This is a genomic window from Flavobacterium frigidum, from assembly GCF_048286795.2.
The window spans coordinates 54,485-75,140 of the sequence record NZ_JBLVPT020000011.1; the positions used below are offsets into that span (position 1 = coordinate 54,485).

At 32.4% G+C, this 20,656-nt stretch carries 16 protein-coding genes; 5 read left to right on the forward strand and 11 right to left on the reverse strand.

All coding sequences use genetic code 11. From position 1 onward, the window contains the following. Nucleotides 1-67 precede the first annotated feature (67 nt). Entirely contained in the window at nucleotides 68-883 is an 816-nt protein-coding gene (locus tag ACNQGB_RS11565) for a UbiA prenyltransferase family protein (RefSeq protein WP_417943972.1), read from the forward strand. On the opposite strand, the gene ACNQGB_RS11570 is transcribed toward ACNQGB_RS11565, so the two are convergent. The 10 genes from ACNQGB_RS11570 to ACNQGB_RS11615 form a co-directional block, all read right to left on the reverse strand. Further along, nucleotides 860-1,318: an SRPBCC family protein gene (locus ACNQGB_RS11570; protein ID WP_417943973.1), complete on the reverse strand. Its 459-nt coding sequence runs from the start codon at nucleotides 1,316-1,318 to the stop codon at nucleotides 860-862. The genes ACNQGB_RS11565 and ACNQGB_RS11570 overlap by 24 nt on opposite strands. Then, on the reverse strand, nucleotides 1,315-2,226 hold the full coding sequence (locus ACNQGB_RS11575; RefSeq protein WP_417943974.1) for a TIGR01777 family oxidoreductase: 912 nt from the start codon (nucleotides 2,224-2,226) through the stop codon (nucleotides 1,315-1,317). Before ACNQGB_RS11575 ends, ACNQGB_RS11570 begins: the two co-directional genes overlap by 4 nt. Continuing rightward, entirely contained in the window at nucleotides 2,226-3,050 is an 825-nt protein-coding gene (locus ACNQGB_RS11580; RefSeq protein ID WP_417943975.1) for a DCC1-like thiol-disulfide oxidoreductase family protein, read from the reverse strand. The genes ACNQGB_RS11575 and ACNQGB_RS11580 overlap by 1 nt, the downstream gene beginning before the upstream one ends. Continuing rightward, nucleotides 3,047-3,757: a YqjF family protein gene (locus ACNQGB_RS11585; protein ID WP_417943976.1), complete on the reverse strand. Its 711-nt coding sequence runs from the start codon at nucleotides 3,755-3,757 to the stop codon at nucleotides 3,047-3,049. Before ACNQGB_RS11585 ends, ACNQGB_RS11580 begins: the two co-directional genes overlap by 4 nt. Continuing rightward, the gene (locus ACNQGB_RS11590) at nucleotides 3,754-4,089 is read right to left on the reverse strand and encodes a hypothetical protein (RefSeq protein WP_417943977.1); all 336 of its coding nucleotides are present in this window, start codon (nucleotides 4,087-4,089) and stop codon (nucleotides 3,754-3,756) included. Before ACNQGB_RS11590 ends, ACNQGB_RS11585 begins: the two co-directional genes overlap by 4 nt. A 143-nt stretch (nucleotides 4,090-4,232) precedes the next feature. Then, complete coding sequence (locus tag ACNQGB_RS11595) at nucleotides 4,233-4,736, reverse strand: GbsR/MarR family transcriptional regulator (RefSeq protein WP_417943978.1); 504 nt, start codon at nucleotides 4,734-4,736, stop codon at nucleotides 4,233-4,235. Between the two features lie 180 nt (nucleotides 4,737-4,916). Then, complete coding sequence (locus ACNQGB_RS11600; RefSeq protein WP_417943979.1) at nucleotides 4,917-5,975, reverse strand: hypothetical protein; 1,059 nt, start codon at nucleotides 5,973-5,975, stop codon at nucleotides 4,917-4,919. Between the two features lies 1 nt (nucleotide 5,976). Continuing rightward, nucleotides 5,977-8,022, reverse strand: a complete 2,046-nt coding sequence (locus ACNQGB_RS11605) for a M3 family metallopeptidase (RefSeq protein WP_417943980.1) — start codon at nucleotides 8,020-8,022, stop codon at nucleotides 5,977-5,979. A 106-nt stretch (nucleotides 8,023-8,128) separates the two neighbouring features. Further along, nucleotides 8,129-8,614: a 5-(carboxyamino)imidazole ribonucleotide mutase gene (purE, locus tag ACNQGB_RS11610; protein WP_417943981.1), complete on the reverse strand. Its 486-nt coding sequence runs from the start codon at nucleotides 8,612-8,614 to the stop codon at nucleotides 8,129-8,131. Nucleotides 8,615-8,724: 110 nt separating this feature from the next. Further along, nucleotides 8,725-9,876: a 5-(carboxyamino)imidazole ribonucleotide synthase gene (locus ACNQGB_RS11615; protein WP_417943982.1), complete on the reverse strand. Its 1,152-nt coding sequence runs from the start codon at nucleotides 9,874-9,876 to the stop codon at nucleotides 8,725-8,727. A 678-nt stretch (nucleotides 9,877-10,554) separates the two neighbouring features. Here ACNQGB_RS11615 and hpt point away from each other — a divergent pair. The 4 genes from hpt to obgE all read left to right on the forward strand — a co-directional run bounded on the left by hpt (nucleotide 10,555) and on the right by obgE (nucleotide 14,079). Then, complete coding sequence (hpt, locus tag ACNQGB_RS11620) at nucleotides 10,555-11,085, forward strand: hypoxanthine phosphoribosyltransferase (RefSeq protein ID WP_309756126.1); 531 nt, start codon at nucleotides 10,555-10,557, stop codon at nucleotides 11,083-11,085. Nucleotides 11,086-11,097: 12 nt separating this feature from the next. Beyond that, the gene (locus ACNQGB_RS11625; RefSeq protein ID WP_417943983.1) at nucleotides 11,098-11,670 is read left to right on the forward strand and encodes an adenylate kinase; all 573 of its coding nucleotides are present in this window, start codon (nucleotides 11,098-11,100) and stop codon (nucleotides 11,668-11,670) included. Between the two features lie 54 nt (nucleotides 11,671-11,724). Next, nucleotides 11,725-12,999, forward strand: coding sequence for a hemolysin family protein (locus ACNQGB_RS11630; protein ID WP_417943984.1), 1,275 nt, complete (start codon nucleotides 11,725-11,727; stop codon nucleotides 12,997-12,999). A 78-nt stretch (nucleotides 13,000-13,077) separates the two neighbouring features. Further along, complete coding sequence (gene obgE / locus ACNQGB_RS11635) at nucleotides 13,078-14,079, forward strand: GTPase ObgE (protein ID WP_099713458.1); 1,002 nt, start codon at nucleotides 13,078-13,080, stop codon at nucleotides 14,077-14,079. A gap of 62 nt (nucleotides 14,080-14,141) precedes the next feature. On the opposite strand, the gene ACNQGB_RS11640 is transcribed toward obgE, so the two are convergent. Then, entirely contained in the window at nucleotides 14,142-20,633 is a 6,492-nt protein-coding gene (locus ACNQGB_RS11640) for an alpha-2-macroglobulin family protein (protein ID WP_417943985.1), read from the reverse strand. Nucleotides 20,634-20,656: the final 23 nt, after the last annotated feature.

Below are 20,656 nucleotides of genomic sequence, written 5' to 3' on the forward strand. Positions count from 1 at the left end.
AACTTGATTTTCTGTGAATTTTTCAACTAAAAGGCGTTCTTATTAACACTTTGATTAATTTTGTCTAATGAGGGTTTTAAAACAAATTTTTGATTTTTACATTAATAGCAGTATTCACGTGGGTTTGTCATGTTATGCCTTGCTGCGAATGACTGAACAACTCTTCCACATTTCTTATCAATCGGCTCTAGGGTATTTTGTTTTTTTTGGAACAATAGTGGGGTATAATTTTGTGAAGTACGATGCTTTGGTTAGGACTAAAAAAATCAAATTTAGTGTTCAGCTCCAATGGATTGCTTTGCTCAGTTTTCTATCATTGATCGCCACGAGCTATTATTTTTTTCATTTAGAAAGAGTCACACAAATTATTGGTCTTGTTTTTCTAATCATCGTTTTGCTGTATACGTTGCCTTTCTTTCCGAATAAAAAAAATGCTAGAAACTGGGCTGGTATAAAAATTTATATAGTGGCTTTATGTTGGGTAGGTGTGACGCTTTTTTTACCCATAGTTAACAGTAATGCAGAAATAACAAGTTTTGTTTTTTTAGTTGCAATACAACGTTACATACTGATTTTTGTTTTGATTTTAATTTTTGAAATAGTTGATTTAAAATGGGATGACCCACATTTAAAAACTGTTCCGCAACAAATTGGAGTTCCACAGACAAAGAGAGTAGGAGTGGTTCTGATGGTTTTATTTGTACTATTAGAATTTTTATCCAATGATTTTAGGATAGAATTTTTAGCTTTAAAAATGGGATTTGCAATCACGGCAGTCCTATTTTTAGTGTATGCAAATGAGAACCGTTCCAGATATTATGCTTCTTTTTGGGTAGAAAGTATTCCTGTTTTTTGGTGGTTATTTTTGATGGTTTTCAGCTAATGCTTTAATAAACAAATTCCTTTCAAGAATGAAAGTAGTTAAGTGTTTTTTGAGTAGAAAATGGTCAAATAGTTTTCCAAAAATACCATAGGGTGTTTCGTATTGAATTTTATCTTCCATGATTACAAATCCATTTTTTTGAATAAAAATATGCTGGTGTTTGAAGGATTTAAACTTTCCTTCGAGCATTTCATCTACAAAGTACGTTGGGATAACCATTGCTGATATTATACTTTTGTGTGTTAAGTAAACACCAAAATGTTTGCCACGCCAAGTAACGGTTTCGTTTACATTTATCAAACCCGAAGTTATTCCATCAATTGCGGTTTCATTTGATTTTGCAGTGGACTGTTGATGAACATCTATGTTTCTTGATAGATCAAAAATGATTTCTATTGGGGCGTTTATTGCAGTGGATAATTGTATGGTTGTCATTTAGATGTTAAATTTTTAAATGTTTTTTCTAAAGTATCATACTCAAATGCAAATCCGTTTTCTTGTAACTTTTTCGGAATTACATTGCGGCTTTTCAATACCAATTCTGTTTCCGTTCTGATGAAAAACGATCCAATTTCTAGCAATAGTTTATTTGTCGGTATGCCAAATGGAACGCCAATTATACAACGAAGAGTTTTCATAAAATCATAATTTCGGACTGGATTTGGTGAAACAATATTAACAACTTCTGTCAGCTCTTTTTCTATTACAAATTCAATTGCTCGTGCAAAATCTTTTTCGTGAATCCAACTTATAAATTGATTTCCTTTTCCTTGTTTTCCACCAAGTCCAAATTTAGTAAGGGTTTTTATAGGAACAAAAGCACCTCCATTTTTTCCTAAAACTATCGAAGTTCGCAAAGCAGTTTTTAAAGTTTTTGGTGTATCTGTTTCAAAAAATACTTTCTCCCAACTTTTTGCGATATTCATGGAAAAATCATCGCCAGTTTCACCAGTAACTTCATCCATTTGTTTATCCAATGAAAATCTATAAATTGTAGATGTTGAGGAATTAAGCCAGTGTTTTGGCGGATTTTTACAATTTAAAACCGCTTCATTTAATATTTTGGTACTGTCAATTCTAGAATCGTAAATCTCTTTTTTGTTGGCTGCGGTATATCTGCAATCGACAGATTTTCCCGCAAGATTTATTAAAACCGAAGCGTTTTCTAGTTCATTCTCCCAACCAGAAAGCGTTTTAGCATCCCAATTTACATATTTTACCGAATCAATACTTTTAGATTTTCCTCGAGTTAGAATTACAATTTCATCAAATTTATCTTTAAAATGTGTTACTAAAACTTGACCTAAAAACCCTGTTCCTGCTGCAATTATTAGCTTTTTCATTAGTTTAAATTTAAGATGATTATCAAGGCAATTATTCGATAAATCACCCAAGTTATAGATAAGTAGAAAGGTAGTTCTAATAGTTTAATTCTTCTTGAATGTTCTACTAACATTAGTAAAACTGTTATTCCAAACCAGCCTAAGGTGACGAATTCTGGGATATTATCAACTAAATTTAATATCAATATCGACAGTAATAATAAAGAACCTACTAGTGAAACAGTCATTAAGTTTCCGATGTAATTCAAAATTGTTTTCTTGTCCAATTTTATCAAAAATAAACCTTGAAAAACTATTTGACCTAATGCAAGAATAAGTTCTCTTGCAATAGTAGATTTTGGCAAAACACTTACAGAATCTGAAAATTTATACAAAACAATTGTTGTTATTGTCGTTGCAAAGAAAATGTACAAAATTCGATACTGATAATTAAAATCAGGAATACATTGCAACTTGATTTCTTTTTTAATCTTACTCGGAATGATTACTTTGCGATTATAAGAAATGAAGGAGTATAATTTTTTCAGAAAAAACTTTATTGGTTTTAGATTTCCGATTGTCTCTATCCACGGAAATGAAAATGCGATTACTTTTAGCAAACTGTCAATTCCATAAATTACAGTTTTGTTTTCGTTATTAACTAATGCAATTTCGTTTGAGGCGCGATTGACATCAATAAAGTTTTGTTCCTCATCGGATAATTGACAGTATGGTTTCTTGCCATTTTCGTCTAACATTCCAACTTTTATAAATCCAGAAGTATAAACGCGACAAAGCGGACAATCTTCGTCATATAGTAAGGTTTGGTTAATTAAGGTTTTCATCGTATCGTTTTTTTACCTTCAATCGCTATTTTTGAACCAATAGCAAGAAATTCAGAGGTAGGTTTTAAATCTTGTAAAAACTTAAAATCCTTGCCGTAAATACTTTCAAAATCAACGTCAATTTTCGATTCAATTACTTGCAGTTGTTCCCATCTTGGGTGAGATACCGCATATTCAATTGACTTTTCTTTGTTGTAATTGGTGTACCCAAAATAATGTTCGGTAATGAATTCGGCTTCAGAATTCAGTTCAATCGGAACTGGATTTTTTTCTGTTGTCATCGAAATCGAATTCCATTTTGAATCTTTAAACCACTCGTAATGAAAAGATTTTGAAGTTTGGTTTTCACTTCTAGCATGATGCATTTTCAAGGTTTGGTAATGCTCGTTGTATAAGGTGTTAGCAACAATTGTAATGGCATGCTTCGGAACAATTTCTTTAACGAAAACAACACCGCGTTTCCAAATTCCATTTTCGAATCTTTTTACATAAAAGCGTAAATTGACTTCTTCAAAATTCACGTGAAACGGAACTTTAATTCCTAATACTTTCACATTTTCAAACATAAAACCAATTAAACTAATGTAGCATTTGCAGTTCCATAAATCGAGTTCAGTTCCTTTTGGAACAAAATTTTCTAAAATTTTCGGATCGATTTCGTAATTGAACATCGCTAAATCATTCCATTCTGCGGTTAAGAAGCTCATAATATTAAATTTTTGTATATAATAATTGAAAGGTAAATAGCTAATACAACAGGTAATGCAAAAAGTAAAAATATCAGTTCATCTGAATAATGATAATTAGCGTTGATAAACCACAAGCCAAAAAATAATATAACAATAACCAAATAAATTTGTAAGTGCTTGTTTCTAGGTTCTTGTACCAACAAATACAATGAAATTAGTACTTGAATAAAACCAGTAACCATAGTTGATAATAGTGCAATTATTAATAAGTTTTCATTTGAAATTGCAAATACAGCTATTATGAAAGGTAATGCAATTGCGAAAGTATTTATCTTTTTTATCGTTTTCATATTGGTTTTATTTTTAAACTTTCAGAAAAAAATGAAAGTTATAATTAAATTTTTTTACTACTATGTAATTCGTTATTTGTTATTGTTTTTTATCGGTCTCATTGAATAGTTTTTTAGAGTAATATTTTAAAATGGTTATAAAACTATTTCATTATTTTAACAACCAATTTTGCTAGCCAATTGTCTTTGTATTCCGTCATTTTGTCCAAAACATTATCTGCTTTTAGAACAAAATCATACAATTTAGTTGTTTGATCTACAAAATGTTTTTCTTCTGGAGTATTGTCTGATGTTATGGAGGACACTTCTTTTAAAACCTTTAACGCAGGTTTGATTTCGCGTTTGCTTCTTTCTCTTGCAATTTTTACGGCCAATTCGTCTAAGTCTTTTTCAGCTGTAAAAAATTCGCGTCGTTCGCCCGCTTTGTATTCTTTGTAAACAATTCCCCAATCCATCAGGGCACGTAAATTCATAGATGCATTGCCGCGCGAAATTTGCAATTCCTCCATAATATCTTCCATCGAAACGGCTTCGTGTGAAACCATCAAAAGCGCATGAATTTGAGCCATGGTTTTGTTAATGCCCCATTGACTGCCTAATGCACCCCAAGTTTGAACGAATTTATTTTTTGCTTCTTTGAATTTCATTTGTCAATTTTATTGTTTTTCAAACGGTCAAATGCAAATCGCATAAATGCTCATTGTCATAGTGTAAAGATAAATAATGTTTTTGAACTTTCAATAATAAATGAAAGTTTATTTAAAAAATAACCGAAGTGTGGATCTGCGGTCTTGTATTTGGATAATTTTGGAGAGTTTTTGAAGTGATTAATCTTTGAAAAAATCAGGATGATTTATATTTAATAAATATTGAAGGTAATTATAAGAAGAATAGAACTCAAAATCGTTTTCAATATTATTTTCCATATTTTCAAGTTCTTCAATAACTTTCTTGTCTTCAGAAAAGGTTTTTTTAAAATATGAAATTCCAAATATTGGGTGATTATCATACAGTTTTCCAAAGGAATAATTACTAGACAAATCTTCGTATTCATTATCAATAACTTCTTTTTTATTCAAATATTTGTTATTGATGTTATTGATGTTTTCAATTAAACTAGACTTGACATTCTTCAAAAATAAATCTATATTGTATTTATATCTTTTATGAGTTTCTATTAATTCAAAACAATTCAAAATTATTTCATAATGAAATACTTTGTTAGATTCTAAAAAATAATTAAAATCTTCTTTGATTATGTTTACCAAATTTTTGAATTCTGTTTTTTCTAAATTTTCTAAAATATCAATTGATTTTCTTTTAAATTCTGAAATTATTACCCTTGTCTTTTTTAATATTGAATCAAAATTTTCATCTAGCATTAAAAAATGATTGCTTATAACTTCGTCAGTAAAATAACCACTCTCCTGAAATTTAAAATTATTGTCTTTATGATATTTTAAATAGGTGATATCACCTAATTCATTTGGGTGAAATCCAAAAAGACAAAAAGATTTTAGAGATTTATCTTTATTTCTACTTATTGGATGTCCAATTAATTCATTTCTTAATTCACGATTTTTCCCAAAGTTTATTTTGTGAGTTAAACCAAAAGATTTGTTTAATTCATAAATTAGATCTTGTTGCAAGTAAATCAATTGTAGAATTCCAATAGAATTTAAAAAACGATTTTCCAGTGAGTTTTTCTTATCAAGTTTTATATTTTCTAAAATAGGTAAGGTATCATGGAAATATCCAAAAATTACTCCAACATAATTGGTGTCTAACTCATTGTTGAAATTTAATTTTTTTCTAATGAAATTATATTCCCATATGTAATGTCTCCAAGTATCCTCTATTAATTGTAATTTTTCTTTTGTTTTCATATTATATCAACCCAGCACGTTTCAACAACGCATCCGCCTTTGGTTCTTGACCTCTAAAACGTTTGTACAATTCCATTGGTAATTCGGTGCCACCTTTTGAAAGGACGTTGTCTTTGAATTTTGTGGCCACTTCTTTATTGAAAATTCCTTTTTCTTGGAAATAAGCAAAAGCATCGGCATCGAGAACTTCGGCCCATTTGTAACTGTAATAGCCGGACGAATATCCGCCTTGAAAAATGTGCGAAAACGATGTACTCATGCAATTCTCAGCAACATCAGGATACAAACTTGTGCCTGCCATAGCTTGTTTTTCAAAAGCTTTTACATCTTCAATCGCTTGCGATTTTCCGTGATAAGTCATGTCTAAAAGTCCAAAACTGATCTGTCTTAAAGTTGCCATTCCTTCTAAGAAACTCGCACTTTCTTTTATTTTTTCTACGTATTCTTGAGGGATAACTTCATCCGTTTCATAATGTTTTGCAAACAATGCCAAGGCTTCTGGCTCGTAACACCAGTTTTCCATTACTTGGCTTGGCAATTCCACAAAATCCCAATAAACCGATGTTCCAGACAAACTCGGGTAAGTCGTATTGGCTAACATTCCATGTAACGCATGGCCGAATTCGTGGAATAAGGTTGTTACTTCATTGAAAGTTAATAAAGATGGTTTAGTCTCCGTTGGCGGTGTGAAATTACAAACGATCGAAACATGTGGTCTTTCATTGATTCCCTGCCTGTCCGGCAGGCAGGTGTTTTTGATGGCTTGTGATTTATATGATGTCATCCAAGCGCCGTTACGTTTTCCTTTTCTTGGGAAAAAATCAGCGTAAAAAACAGCAACTAATTGTCCTTCGAAATCTAAAACTTCAAAAGTTTGCACATTTTCGTGGTATTTGTCAATATCAAAAACTTCTTTGAAAGTAATTCCGAACAGTTTTTCGGCAATAGTAAAAGCTCCATTCAACACATTCCCTAGTTTGAAATAAGGTTTTAAAATCTCATCATCAAAGTTGAATAATTTTTGTTTCAATTTTTCTGAATAATAAGCACCGTCCCATTTTTCTAATTGCTCAATTCCGTCTAGTTCTTTTGCAAAAGCCGTTAATTGAACAAATTCTTTTTGAGCAGCTGGTTTCGCTTTTTCTAATAAATCATTTAAAAACGAAAGTACTTTTTCAGGATTTTGAGCCATTCGTTCTTCCAAAACAAAATCAGAATGCGATTTGTAACCCAATAAATTAGCACGTTTATGACGCAATTCTACAATTCGCTTTACGTTTTCTTTATTATCGAATTCGTTGTCTTGAAATGATTTTTTTCCGGCAGCAATGGCAATTTCTTTGCGTAATTCACGATTGTCAATATACGTTACAAAAGGCAAGTAACTCGGAAAATCAAGAGTGAAAACCCAACCTTCGAGTTCTTTTGATTTTGCCAAACTTGCGGCCATTTCTTTGGCGCCATCCGGTAAGCCTTTTAAATCGGCTTCGTTGGTGATATGTAATTGATAGTTATTGGTTTCAGCCAAAACATTTTCGCCATACGTCAATTTTATTTTGGCTAATTCGGTGTCAATTTCACGTAATTTTAACTTGGCTTCTTCATTCAACAATGCTCCATTTCTAGAAAATCTTTTGAATTTTTTATCTAATAAAGTGGCTTGTTCAGTATTTAATGGCAACGAATCTTTTTGATCATAAACGGCTTTAACTCTTTTGAATAAATCTACGTTTAAAGCAATATCATTACTAAATTCAGTCAACAACGGAGAAACCTCTTGAGCGATTTTTTGCATTTCGTCGTTAGTTTCAGCTGAATTCAAATTAAAAAAAATAGAGGATAATCTATCCAATTGTTCACCAGCAAAATCTAAAGCAACAATCGTGTTTTCAAATGTTGGAACATCAGAATTAGTAATTATTGCATCAATTTCAGTTTTTGCAGCAGCAATATTTTCTATAAAAGCAGGTTTGTAATCTTCTAGTTTTATTGCCGCGAATGGTGCTGTATTGTGTTTGGTATTGAATGTTGAGGTTAAGATTTTCATTACAAGTATTTGTTTTTATGTTTTTTAACCATTAAGAGATTAAGATACATTAAGTAAAATGGCAAGCCAAAATCTTAAGTTTTCTTAATCTCTTAATGGTTTAATTTTATTTCTTCAATTCAGATGCCGCTTTATCAACAGCTTGTTTTAATCCTTCTTTATAAAAAATGATTTTGTCTAAAACGAAGTTGTCATGACTTCCAATGATTTGTGCGGCAAGAATTCCAGCATTTTTGGCTCCGTTAAGCGCAACTGTTGCTACAGGAACACCACCAGGCATTTGAAGTATTGACAAAACCGAATCCCAACCATCGATAGAATTGCTAGATTTTACAGGAACTCCAATAACAGGAAGTGGCGACATAGAAGCAACCATTCCTGGTAAATGCGCCGCGCCACCAGCACCCGCAATTATTACTGAGATACCACGCTTGTGTGCGTTTTTACTAAAATCAAATAATTTTTCAGGTGTTCTGTGTGCTGAAACAATATCTACTTCGGTTTCGATGTCAAATCCTTTTAATATGTCGATGGCTTCTTGCATTACTGGCATATCCGAAATGCTTCCCATTATGATGGCTACTTTGCTCATTTTGTTTTATTTAAAGATTTAAAGATTTAAGAATTTAAAGATTTTAGAGTGGAATTTTAAATTTTGTTGCAAACCAATTTTTCAATCTTTCAATTTTTCAATCTTTTAATTTATGAAATCACTCTAATACTATTCTTAACCTCCTCCGCAATTTTTCTTGCTTCAACCATATCTTCATTTACAATCGTAACATGTCCCATTTTCCGGAAAGGTCTTGTTTCTCTTTTGCCGTAAATGTGAGGTGTAACGCCATCAATTGCCATTATTTTTTCAATGTTTTTATAAAGTACTGGACCTGAAAAACCTTCTTCACCAACCAGGTTGACCATGATTCCAGCTACCTTACTATCTGTATTTCCTAGAGGTAAATTAAGAATAGCACGCACGTGATTTTCGAATTGAGAAGTGTAACTTGCCTCAATAGAATAATGACCTGAATTGTGCGGGCGAGGAGCGACTTCATTTACTAAAATTTCATCATCTTCAGTTTGAAACATTTCAACGGCTAAAAGTCCCACATGATTGAATTTTTCCGATACATGTAAAGCAATTGCTCTTGCTTTTTCAGCGACTTTAGCATCAATTCGAGCTGGACAAATCACATATTCGACTTGATTGGCTTCGGCGTGAAATTCCATTTCGACCACAGGATAGGTTTTAATTTCTCCAGATGAATTGCGACAAACGATAACGGCAAGTTCATTTTTGAAAGGAACCATTTCCTCAGCGATACATTCTACATTAGCAAGATTATCTAAATCCGAAAGTTCTCTTATCACTTTTACGCCATTGCCATCGTATCCAAATTCAGTGCATTTCCAAACAAAAGGAAGCTTTGTTTTTGAATCAAGAATGTCTACAATCAAACTCTTTAAATTTTCAAATCGTTTGTATTTGGCTGTCGGAATAGCGTGCTCTGAATAAAAATCTTTTTGAATGCCTTTATTTTGAATCAACTTTAAAGTTTTCGGCGAAGGATATATTTTTAATCCTTCGTTTTCTAGTTTTAACAATGCTTCCAGATTAACCAACTCAATTTCAAAAGTCAAAACGTCTACTTTTTTTCCAAAATTATACACCGTTTTAAAATCCATTAAATCACCTTTAAAGAACTGGTTGCATGCAATTTTACTGGGTGCTTCATCGCTCGGATCAAGAACGTAGGTTTGGATATCGAATTTGCGAGTATCAAACAACAGCATTTTTCCGAGTTGTCCGCCGCCAAGAATTCCCAATTTAAAGTTAGAAGAAAAATAATTCATTGTGTAGTTGTATGTTTTGACAAAGATACTTCATAATGATCAAATCCGAAAATCCTATTTATATTCTTATTACTCTAGATTATTCCTTTTTAATGAATAATTTAGAAGATATTTCAATAACATCCAACAGGATATTTTTAGGTTATTTTGAGCAAAATGAATTTTGATTATTTGTATTTTTATTTTTTGAATTAAGCAACTGACGGATATTTTAATGCCATTTGTTCTTATGTAGTTTTTATGTTCAATAAGAAAATAAAATGCTAAAATTATTTGTTTTATACCCTCAATTGGCATTGTTTTTAAATTAAATATGATTGTTACAATGAATAGTAGTACTAGTTTTTTGCCTGATTTAAAATAGTTGGAAAACAGAGGTGCTATTTTGTTTGACCTCAATTTATTTTCTTTAATTCATTATGACATTCTAATTATTTGAGGCTACCTAATTTTCAGGTAGCCTCTTTTTTGTTTAGAAAAGAATACTACTTGTTGAATTAAATTTTACGAGCCTAAACTGTCAATGTGATTGATTTGCTACTAGTCCAGTTATATATTTAAAACAAGTCTCAGCTTCTTTTGATGATTAAAGCGATATATAAATACAAATTAATGTCCAATTATCAATTCGCAAATCCGAATTCTGTATCTTTGCCCATTATTTTAAAAACGAAAATAATGATACAACTGCACGATAAACAATTTGTTCCGTTTATTTCTGCCCAAGAAATTGATTTTGCCATTGCTAAAATGGTTTCGCAAGTCGAAGCTGACTTTGCTGATGAAACACCAGTATTTGTGGGGGTTTTAAATGGCGCATTCATGGTAGTGGCTGATTTTATGAAGCAGTACAAAAAACCATGCGAGGTGTCTTTTATCAAAATGTCTTCATATGAAGGGACTTCATCTACGAACGATGTGAAACAATTAATAGGTATCAATCAGGATCTTACGGGACGCAGTGTGGTCATCATCGAAGATATTGTTGATACTGGAAATACATTAGTAGAATTGAAAGAATTATTTAAAAAGCAAAATGTAAAACATTTTAAAATAGCAACACTTTTTTTCAAACCCGAAGCGTATACTAAAGACATCAAAATAGATTACATTGGAATTCGAATTCCAAATAAATTTATTGTGGGCTATGGTTTAGACTATGATGGATTAGGGCGAAATTTACCTGAAGTATATAAATTAAAAGAATAACGACACAACTACATGACTAACATTGTTTTATTTGGAAAACCGGGAGCTGGTAAAGGAACTCAAGCTGAGTTCTTGAAACAAAAATACAAATTAACACACATATCCACGGGAGATGTATTTCGTTTTAATTTAAAAAACGATACTGAACTAGGCAAGCAAGCACGAGTGTATATGGATGCTGGAGACTTAGTCCCAGACGAATTAACTACAAAAATGCTTATTGATGAGGTAAATAAACATCCAGACACTAATGGAATTTTATTTGATGGATATCCACGAACAATTGCTCAAGCTGAGGCATTAGACGCTTTTCTAGTATCAATAAAATCCTCAGTTGCAGCCACAATTGCACTTGAAGCAGACGACGAAATTTTGGTTCAACGCTTATTAGAAAGAGGGAAAACAAGCGGTAGAATAGACGATCAAGACGAAGAAAAAATTAGAAATCGCTACCAAGAATACAACGAAAAAACGGCGCCTTTAATGGATTATTACAAAAACCAGACTAAGTATTTTGCTGTAAACGGAATAGGTTCTATTACCGAAATTACAGAACGCGTGAGTTCAGTAATTGATCAATTGTAATTCTGATAATCAGTACTACAAACAACAAGACTTATAAACGAATCAATTAACACATTGGAAATACTAATAATATTTTTTCTAATACTGCTCAATGGAGTTTTCTCTATGTCAGAAATCGCATTGATTTCAGCACGAAAAAACAGGTTAGAGACTGCTGCAAAAAAAGGAAATAAGAGTGCGAAAATCGCATTGGATTTAGCCAACTCTCCCAATAAATTTTTGTCTACTGTACAGATAGGAATTACTTTGATTGGAATCCTTACTGGTATTTATAGTGGTGATAAAATTACTGTTGACGTTGAATCTTTCGTAAATGGATTTGAAATTCTAAAACCGTATGCACATCCTGTTGCCGTCGGTTTAGTAGTTGTTGTATTGACTTTTTTCTCTTTGGTTTTAGGAGAATTATTGCCCAAAAGAATCGGCTTAAATCATCCAGAATCCATTGCTAAAGCGGTCGCATTACCCATGAAAATTGTTTCGATTGTTACTGCACCATTTATTTGGTTATTAACACGTTCTACAGATTTCTTGTTGAATGTTTTACAAATAAAACCCACTGCTGACGGAAAAGTAACGGAGGAAGAAATAAAAGCGATAATTAAAGAAGGAACCGAAGGTGGCGAAGTTCAGGAAATAGAACAAGATATTGTAGAGCGTGTTTTTCATATTGGAGACCGTAAAATAAACTCTTTGATGACCCATCGCAAGTCGGTTGTTTTTTTACCATTGCATTCAGATCGCGAACAAGTAAAGGAGTTTATGCTCAAAGAATTGCACTCAATTTATCCCGTTTATGGTGAAAATTATGATGATATTGTTGGAGTTGTAAACCTCAAAAATATATTTGCTCACTTTGAAAATGAAAACTTCAATTTGGCCGATATAATGACTGAAGCTCCTTTTATGATGGAGCAAACTACGGCTTATGTTGCTTTAGAAAACTTTAAAAAAACTGGAATACATTATGCTTTTGTTTCAGATGAATATGGCGTTTTTCAAGGGGTAATTACGCTAAATGATATTCTGGAAGCCTTAGTTGGTGATGCTTCTGATTTTTACAAAGATGATTTTCAGCTGATAGAAAGAGAAGATGGCAGTTGGTTGGTTGATGGGCATTATTCGTTGCATGATTTTTTGACTTACTTTGAATTAGATGAATTAATCAATGATTATGAAGTCACTACGGTAAGCGGATTAATAATGACAGAGCTCTCTCATATACCAAAACAGGGAGAAAAATTGATTTGGCAAAAATTTGAATTAGAGGTCATCGATATGGATGGCGTGAAGATTGATAAAGTGATGGTGAAAGCCTTAAAAGTGTAAAAATAGTTTTCAGTTGCAGTTTTCAGTATTAAAATAGTACTGAAATCTAAACTCTGAATGCTTAAATCTAAAATTATAATGACAGAAGGGAATTTTGTAGATTACGTTAAAATATATGTTTCTTCCGGAAAGGGAGGAAAAGGATCTACGCATTTGCATAGAGAAAAATTTATTGAAAAAGGTGGGCCAGATGGAGGAGATGGTGGTCGGGGAGGACATGTTTATCTTGTAGGTAACAAAGGTCTTTGGACTTTATTTCACCTTAAATTTGCGCGTCACATCAAAGCGGGTAATGGTGGAGATGGTAGTGGAGACAGAAGTACTGGTGCTGATGGAGATGATAAATTTATAGAAGTGCCGTTAGGAACGGTAGTAAAAGACAAAGAAACTGGAGAGATACTATTCGAAATTACCGAAGATGGTGAAAAACAAATTCTATCTCGTGGTGGAAAAGGTGGTTTAGGTAACTGGCATTTTAGAAGTTCGACTAATCAAACCCCTAGATACTCTCAACCGGGTTTGCCTGGTGTAGAAATGGATGTAATTCTTGAACTAAAAGTTTTGGCTGATGTAGGTTTGGTAGGTTTCCCTAATGCAGGAAAATCAACTTTGCTCTCTGTTTTGACTTCTGCTAAACCCAAAATTGCAGATTATCCGTTTACAACTTTAAAACCAAATCTTGGAATTGTAGCCTATAGAGATTTTCAATCTTTTGTAATTGCGGATATTCCCGGAATTATTGAAGGTGCTGCCGAAGGTAAAGGTCTTGGACATTATTTCTTGCGTCACATTGAGCGTAATTCGACTTTGTTATTCTTAGTTCCAGTGGATACTCCAGATATTAAAGCAGAATACGATATTTTGGTAAACGAATTAACAAAATATAACCCTGAAATGCTTGACAAAGAGCGTTTGTTGGTAATATCTAAATGCGATATGCTTGATGATGAGTTAAAAGCAGAATTGAAAACCGAACTAGATGTTGCTTTTAAGGATGTTCCTTATATGTTTATTTCTTCTGTAGCGCAACAAGGTTTGACAGAGTTGAAAGATAAATTATGGAAAATGTTGAATGACTAATGCTTGATTTTAAGACATAATCAAAACCGTTTCATAGATAATGTGAGACGGTTTTTTTATTGCTATTTCTCACTAGTTCTTATCCTGATTCCTTTAGTATGACTGCTAAATTCAGGCGCATACATACTTTGAATGGTTGTAATTCCATTAGAGAAATCACCACTGTTATTTACCCGAACATCATATTCCAGAACATAACTTCCTTTGTTTATTTGGTCAAAAAAGAAATGAGTTGCGGCATCTTTTGTGCTTTTATAAAAACCCAATCCGCCTTTGTATTGGTAAGCCGAAAGTACATCTACGGGTTCAAAACAAGAAGCACGTATGTCTTTTAAATGCACAAATTCCATATCTTCTTTGGCAGAAATTACTAATCGGACGGTAACTAAATCTCCAATTTTTAATGGATTAAGTGAATTGATTCGTTCCAATATTTCGCCTTTGTCGGTATTTTTCTTTGCATACAACTCTTTGAAAACTGATAACGCAGTTCCAGAATTGGTTTTAATTTTATCTAATTCTTCAAAATATTGCCAATAAACACCTCCAAATCCTGGAACTTTCGATTTGTTTTCGATGGAAACAGTTGCCATTTCTTTTTTGATTTCTTTTGCTTTCCAATTTAGTTTTAGGTAGCCTGTTTCTGCTTCTTTTTCGTTTTCAGCTAATTTTTTGGTCAAGATTTTCTCGGTTCCAATTTTGAAAATTGTGTTGTCTTTGACACTTAACCAATCGGTTCCTTGCATCAATAAAGCATAAATTGCTTCGGTGGTGGATTTTGTGGTGGGCCAGTTTTTACTTTGCTTGTTTTTTAATAACCAAACCTTCATGGCATCTAGTGATTTGGTGTCATTATTAATTTCGGCGAAAGCCTCAATTAAGAGTGCTTGGGTTTCTATCGGGGCCTGATACCAATACCAGCCTGATTTGTTAGCAATCCAATACATCCCCCAATCTTCGTTGGTAGAAGCCGTTTCTTTTAAACTTTCTAGAATTTTTTTGCCAGTTTCTTTTTCCCCAAAGCGGTTTAAAGTCAAAGCAGTCAATCCTTTCTCGTATAAGGAATAGGTTAACCAATCTTTTTTGGCAGTTTCTAGATACAATTTAGTTGCTTTTTTTAATGTGTCCGAAAGCGGATAAGTTTCAAGGTAGAAACTTCGGGTATATAAATAATGTAAATCGGAATGCGGATTGAACCAAATCAATTTTTCATTTGTTTTTAATTTTTCCATTCTGGTTTTATGGTGTTGTAAAAACTTTTGGTCTAAAAACGGAATTCCAGTTGTGGCAATTTGTTTGATTTTTGAAGTGGTATTTTCGTTGTTACTTAGTTTCGAAAGGTGTGCTAAACCTGCCAAAATATGTCTGGTTATGTATTCGTTTTCGGTACTTCCTTCAAACCAAGCCAAACCTCCAGACAAATTTTGTTTTTGTTTTAGCTTATCAAAAGTTACATCTTGTGCGGTTTTCATTTTTTCTAAATCGAAAAGTAAAGCAAGATTTTTCTTTTTCTCCTCTTCGTTTTGGGAATCATTCAACCATGGCGTTTCAGCAAGAATAATTACTTTTAATTCTTCGTTTTCTTCCAGTTTCGAATTCAGTTTTCCGTTCTTTCTCCAAGTTTCGAATAGACTAGCGATTTTTGGATTGCTGGAAATGATTTCAGATGCTAAAGCATTCGCATAAAATCTAGCAAAGGTTTGTTCCGCGCTTTCATGTTCGTATTCCATCAAATAGGGTAACGACTGAATGGCAGTCCAAGATGGATTTGATGTGTATTCTAGCGTAAATTGATGGTTTCGTAAAGTTGTCGAGCTGTTGTTTTTTAGGTTTTCGAAGATGTATTCTTTCTTGGAATGCTCTCGTACCCAAATCGGAATACTTTCTGTAACCAACATCGAATTAGTTAAAACAGGGAGTATATTTTCTTCGCCATCCGAATAGTTCCCTGCTTTAGCCAAAACTTTATACTGAACCCCTTGCAGACCTACTGGAATATAGATTTTCCAACTCACTGTTGTATTTCCAAAAGGAGCAATTTTGAAATTTTTTACTGAACTCGCATTTTCCATTTTGGCATCGATTGGTTGCATTGTGGTTGCATCAAAAAGTTGCAAAACAGCAATACCAGTTTTGTCTTCATTAGTAATGTTAGCCACCTTTGCAGTGATGACTATCGAATCTTTCTCTCGGAAGAAACGAGGAAAATTTGGTGTAATCATTAGCTCTTTTTGAGTAATAACACTTTTTTCTAAATAACCAGAAACAGCCTCTTTGTTGTGTGCCAACAATCTTAGTTTCCAAGCGGTCAAAGCTTCAGGCGAAGTAAAATTGAAACTTACTTTTCCTTTTGCATCTGTTTTTAGATTCGGATAAAAGAAAGCAGTTTCAGAGAGGTTTTTTCTGGCTTTCACTTGTGTCAAAGCTTCTAATGCTTTTTTGGTTGTGATGATAATGGCTCCGTTAGCTCCTTTATTTCCGTATAATGAAGTGGCTTTATCACCTTTTAGAACATCAACAGCAATAACATCGCTTGGAGAAATTAATCTGAATTGTTCTTCAGTTATTTGTTCTCCATCAACGATATACAAAGCATTTTTGTAGTTGCCTGAAATACTTGAGTTTCCTCTAATTGTTATCCCGCTAGCTTTTCCCTCTAATTTCATTTCTATTCCTGCAGTGTTGTAAATTTGATTGTCTGCTTCTGCTAGAACTGTCGCTGCAGCCGTAGTTAAAGATTTCTTTTTTACACTTCGATAGGCAGCAACAACTACTTCTTCTAAACTAGTACTGGATTCCTCTAACTGAACATCAATTATGTTTGAGTCAATTGTGATTTTTTGAGTTTCGAATCCAATGTAGGAGAACGTCAGTTCTTCGCCAGTAGCGGCTTCTATTTGGTAAAATCCATCAAAATCAGTTTGAGTACCTCGTTCAATTCCTTTTACAATTATTTGCGCACCGGGCAAGGGATTTATACCATCAGAGACAATTCCTGAAATCATTTTTGCATTTAGCGGTTTTCTGCTTTTATTGTTGAGCTGTTTTTGATATTCTTTTAGTTGTTTTGCAGTGAAAGAATCATTGAAGTTGAATCCAAACCACATTAGTTTCGTAGTTTCATCAATAAGTTCTATTCGATTTAAAATAGGATTCAGATTCCGAATGTAACTTGATGTTTTATCGAATCCCAAACTCGTTTTGAAGTTAGCGGAGTTGTAGTTATAGTCATCAAATTTCAAACTATTCCAATCTTTTTTGGCAAACTGATCTAAAGAACTGTCATACATAGAGGCCAAAACTTCAGCTTCTTTTAAAGAATTAGATGTTTTTAGTTGAAACGACCAATTTTCAGTGCTTCCAGGTTGTATTTTGTCTCTGAAACTTTCAACCGTGAATTCTAATTTGGATTCTTCTTCTTTAAGGATTACTTCTATTTGGTCTTGGAAAGTTTGATTTTCAAATATACTTTCAAAACCGATCTTTATGCTTTTTTCAAATTCTCTTTTTAGTGGGATTTTGATTATAGTTTCATTTTTTTGTAAGTGGAAAGTATTTTCAAAATAAAGTGAACTTTGGTAATTTCCGGTGGTGTTGATATACAGTTCTGGAATAACCGAGGTTAGTTTTACTACAACAAATCCATCTTTTTTAGCATCAGTATTAATTTGTTCAGCGACAAATAATTTACTTGAATCGATTTTGTCTTTGCTTTGTATCAATTTAAAATTAGAAATGGTTTCTATTGGATTCTCAAAAGCATCTTTAGCAGAAAAAACTAATTTGTAATTCCCGGATTTGTAATTGGAAATAAAATGTAATGCTAATTTTTTGTCTTTTTCAGTATCAATTTTTTTAGAAAAGACTAGAATTTCAGTGGTTTTTAAGTTATTTAAGTTTTCATTTTCTTCAAATGGAAAGTAGCGATCAAAATCTTTTTTTGAGATGGTTTCAATTTCTGGTTGCGGAAAAACTCTGGATTTAAATTTAGTCGAAAAAGGACTCACGTAATAAAGTTTGATTTCGCCTTTTGTAGCTAAAAATTCTCCATTAAGATTGGTGCTACTTAATTGTATTTCGTTTTTATTTTGGGTTTCAATTCGGGATGGTATAGTTGCAGTAAGCTGTAAAGAATGGTAGCCAATCCTAACATTTGTTTGGGTTTGGTGGGTTTCTCCATTACTATCCGTAACGGATGCAGAGATAATGTATTCAAAAATGGGTAACTGTTCTTTGGAGGTATTTTCAAATGGTTTGGCAACGAAATTTATTTCAAATTTTCCTGAAGCATCTGTCTTCGTTTCGCCAACTAAAATATTTTCTGATTTGCCGTTTTGGTTGTGATAGTAGCCGTTGCTTAAGGTATACGGAATAAGTGTGACCTTGTAGTTTACTTTTGCATCGGAAATGTTGCTTCCTGCAAAAGCTCTGGCAAGTCCATTTACGCTTACGTTTTGATTGACTTGATAGGCATTTTTAAAAGGATCGAAAGTAACTTCAAATTTAGGTCGTTTGTATTCTTCAACTTGGAAATATATTTCAGAATTGTCATAATTTACATTATCCCAAAAAGGGTGTTCGTCTTTTATTTTATCGTAAATAGAATCTGTTTCATAATCAACGGGTTCGTCGGCTGTCATTCTGAAACTTCCTGTCAGTCCATTTTTAGGCAATAAAAATTCTCCGGAGAAAGATCCGTATTCATTTGTAAGAACATCAAATTCTTTGAAAACAGAACCGTTTGTATCTTTAATTGTAATTTTGAAAGTAGTTTTTGCAACAATACTCGTTTTGTCTTGTTCTTTCAAGAAAGCAATTCCCTTATAGTAAACTGTTTGTCCGGGACGATAAATGGCCCGATCCAAATAAAATTCGACTTTGCCTTTTGCTTTCTGGTATTCTTGAGTTGCATAGTCATTATAGTAATTCGAGTAATGATTGTTCAGTAACAGAGAATCGTTTTCAGTTGTAAATTCAATAGGAAGATAATTACGGTTATTATTTTCTTTGAGATACGTTGCTGCACCATTTTTGTCGGTAATAATTGTTTGATTTAATAGTTTTATAGAGACATTTTCTAAAGGTTTTCCAGTTTTTCTGTCCAGCACCTGATAATTTTCTTTCTTATCGTTTTCCGAAGTTAGAACTGCAATATTTGAAACTGTAATAGTTTCGTAAGCAAATGCTTTTGTATTCTTGACGTCTGAATCACTTTCAAAATATACCAAATAACTTCCTGTTTTTAATGGCGGTAAAAGTACTTCAGTGCTGTATTCGAAATAATTATTCTTTTTTTCAAGATCATAGTTTTTAGATGCAATTGGTTTTTTGTATTTAATTATTGCAAATGCTAAACTGTCTTTGTTATAAGGGGAGTTTCGGAAGTCTTTAGTAGTGTTTTGATCGATTTTAAAGAAAGAAATCGAAAGGCGGTTTAGGTTTTTATACTGAACAAAAGCTCTGGTGTTTTCATCAGTGTAACTGAATTTTTGAAGTTGAATATTCAATGATTTAGAACTAATATTTTGTTTCTTTTGTAGCGCCAGTTTGTGCGCATTAGAACGATTATTAATGTCGATAATGCTGTCGAGAGTTGCAACGGCTTTGATATTGTAATCTGGGTAGGTTTCTTTAGAAGCGAGATTGTTAAGTATTAGAGCTTTTTCGAATTGTATTTTTTGCGTTAAAATTTGGTCTCTAGATTCTTTTTGGAGAAGATTTAATGACTTCATAAAACTATAATTAGAGTCTAATAAATAGCTGTTGCAGAATTGAATTCTTTCGAATTGGTTTTCTAAATAAGGCGAATTTTTCTCCTTTTTTTGATACAATTCAAGCACTTTTTTTAGTTTTTCATTTTTTACAAAATCAAAATTTAGTTGTAAAAAGGATGCTGAATTTCCTAAAAGTTCTTTTTCATAGGCTTTGAAATCCTTTTTTTGAATTTCCCATTTCCGAATCTGTGGCGTATACAACGCAATGTTTTCTTTTACTAAATAGTTAAACAGATTGTCTTTTTTTGTTTTTTCTTCATCACTATAATCAAAAATAAAAAGGTAATTGCTTAAGTAAGTTTGTTTTAATATGGCTTCGTTCAGTAGTGTTTTTTCTAAAGCACGGTCGATTTGTTCCGAAAAGTCTTTCGATGTCCATGTTAAAAATTGATCATCAAAACTAACAGTATTCGTTCTGTTATACAGTAAATATGAGTTTGTATTTTGAAAATCAACCAAACATTTTGCATAAACTAAATTCAAAATTGCTTTTGATGGAACTGAAGCGTTATTGATTTCAGTTTTTAAATTGTTGATGATTTTGGTTTGTGCATCTTCATCCAACACTTGCAAATATTTAGACTCATAGAAAAAGCATTTGATAATTTGAATTTCATCTTTATTTTGAATAGCTTTTTCATGTATTTTAGAAACTATTTTATTGGCTGATTTTATTTTCCCTTCGTTTTCAAATTCAATTACCTTAGTCCAGTTTTTGTCATAATTTTGTCCAAAAATAGAAGTGGAGATCAAGAGAAATAGTAAAAAAATATTTTTCATAAGTTGATTTTAAAATAAGGTGC

What these genes read in the sequence shown, in the direction of transcription:
- ACNQGB_RS11585 (WP_417943976.1), bottom strand. Translation starts at nt 3,757, where the DNA reads ATGAGCTTCTTAACCGCAGAATGGAATGATTTAGCGATGTTCAATTAC.
- ACNQGB_RS11570 (WP_417943973.1), bottom strand. Translation starts at nt 1,318, where the DNA reads ATGACAACCATACAATTATCCACTGCAATAAACGCCCCAATAGAAATC.
- obgE (WP_099713458.1), top strand. Translation starts at nt 13,078, where the DNA reads ATGACAGAAGGGAATTTTGTAGATTACGTTAAAATATATGTTTCTTCC.
- ACNQGB_RS11615 (WP_417943982.1), bottom strand. Translation starts at nt 9,876, where the DNA reads ATGAATTATTTTTCTTCTAACTTTAAATTGGGAATTCTTGGCGGCGGA.
- ACNQGB_RS11625 (WP_417943983.1), top strand. Translation starts at nt 11,098, where the DNA reads ATGACTAACATTGTTTTATTTGGAAAACCGGGAGCTGGTAAAGGAACT.
- ACNQGB_RS11605 (WP_417943980.1), bottom strand. Translation starts at nt 8,022, where the DNA reads ATGAAAATCTTAACCTCAACATTCAATACCAAACACAATACAGCACCA.
- ACNQGB_RS11590 (WP_417943977.1), bottom strand. Translation starts at nt 4,089, where the DNA reads ATGAAAACGATAAAAAAGATAAATACTTTCGCAATTGCATTACCTTTC.
- ACNQGB_RS11565 (WP_417943972.1), top strand. Translation starts at nt 68, where the DNA reads ATGAGGGTTTTAAAACAAATTTTTGATTTTTACATTAATAGCAGTATT.
- ACNQGB_RS11640 (WP_417943985.1), bottom strand. Translation starts at nt 20,633, where the DNA reads ATGAAAAATATTTTTTTACTATTTCTCTTGATCTCCACTTCTATTTTT.
- ACNQGB_RS11580 (WP_417943975.1), bottom strand. Translation starts at nt 3,050, where the DNA reads ATGAAAACCTTAATTAACCAAACCTTACTATATGACGAAGATTGTCCG.
- ACNQGB_RS11575 (WP_417943974.1), bottom strand. Translation starts at nt 2,226, where the DNA reads ATGAAAAAGCTAATAATTGCAGCAGGAACAGGGTTTTTAGGTCAAGTT.
- ACNQGB_RS11595 (WP_417943978.1), bottom strand. Translation starts at nt 4,736, where the DNA reads ATGAAATTCAAAGAAGCAAAAAATAAATTCGTTCAAACTTGGGGTGCA.
- ACNQGB_RS11600 (WP_417943979.1), bottom strand. Translation starts at nt 5,975, where the DNA reads ATGAAAACAAAAGAAAAATTACAATTAATAGAGGATACTTGGAGACAT.
- hpt (WP_309756126.1), top strand. Translation starts at nt 10,555, where the DNA reads ATGATACAACTGCACGATAAACAATTTGTTCCGTTTATTTCTGCCCAA.
- purE (WP_417943981.1), bottom strand. Translation starts at nt 8,614, where the DNA reads ATGAGCAAAGTAGCCATCATAATGGGAAGCATTTCGGATATGCCAGTA.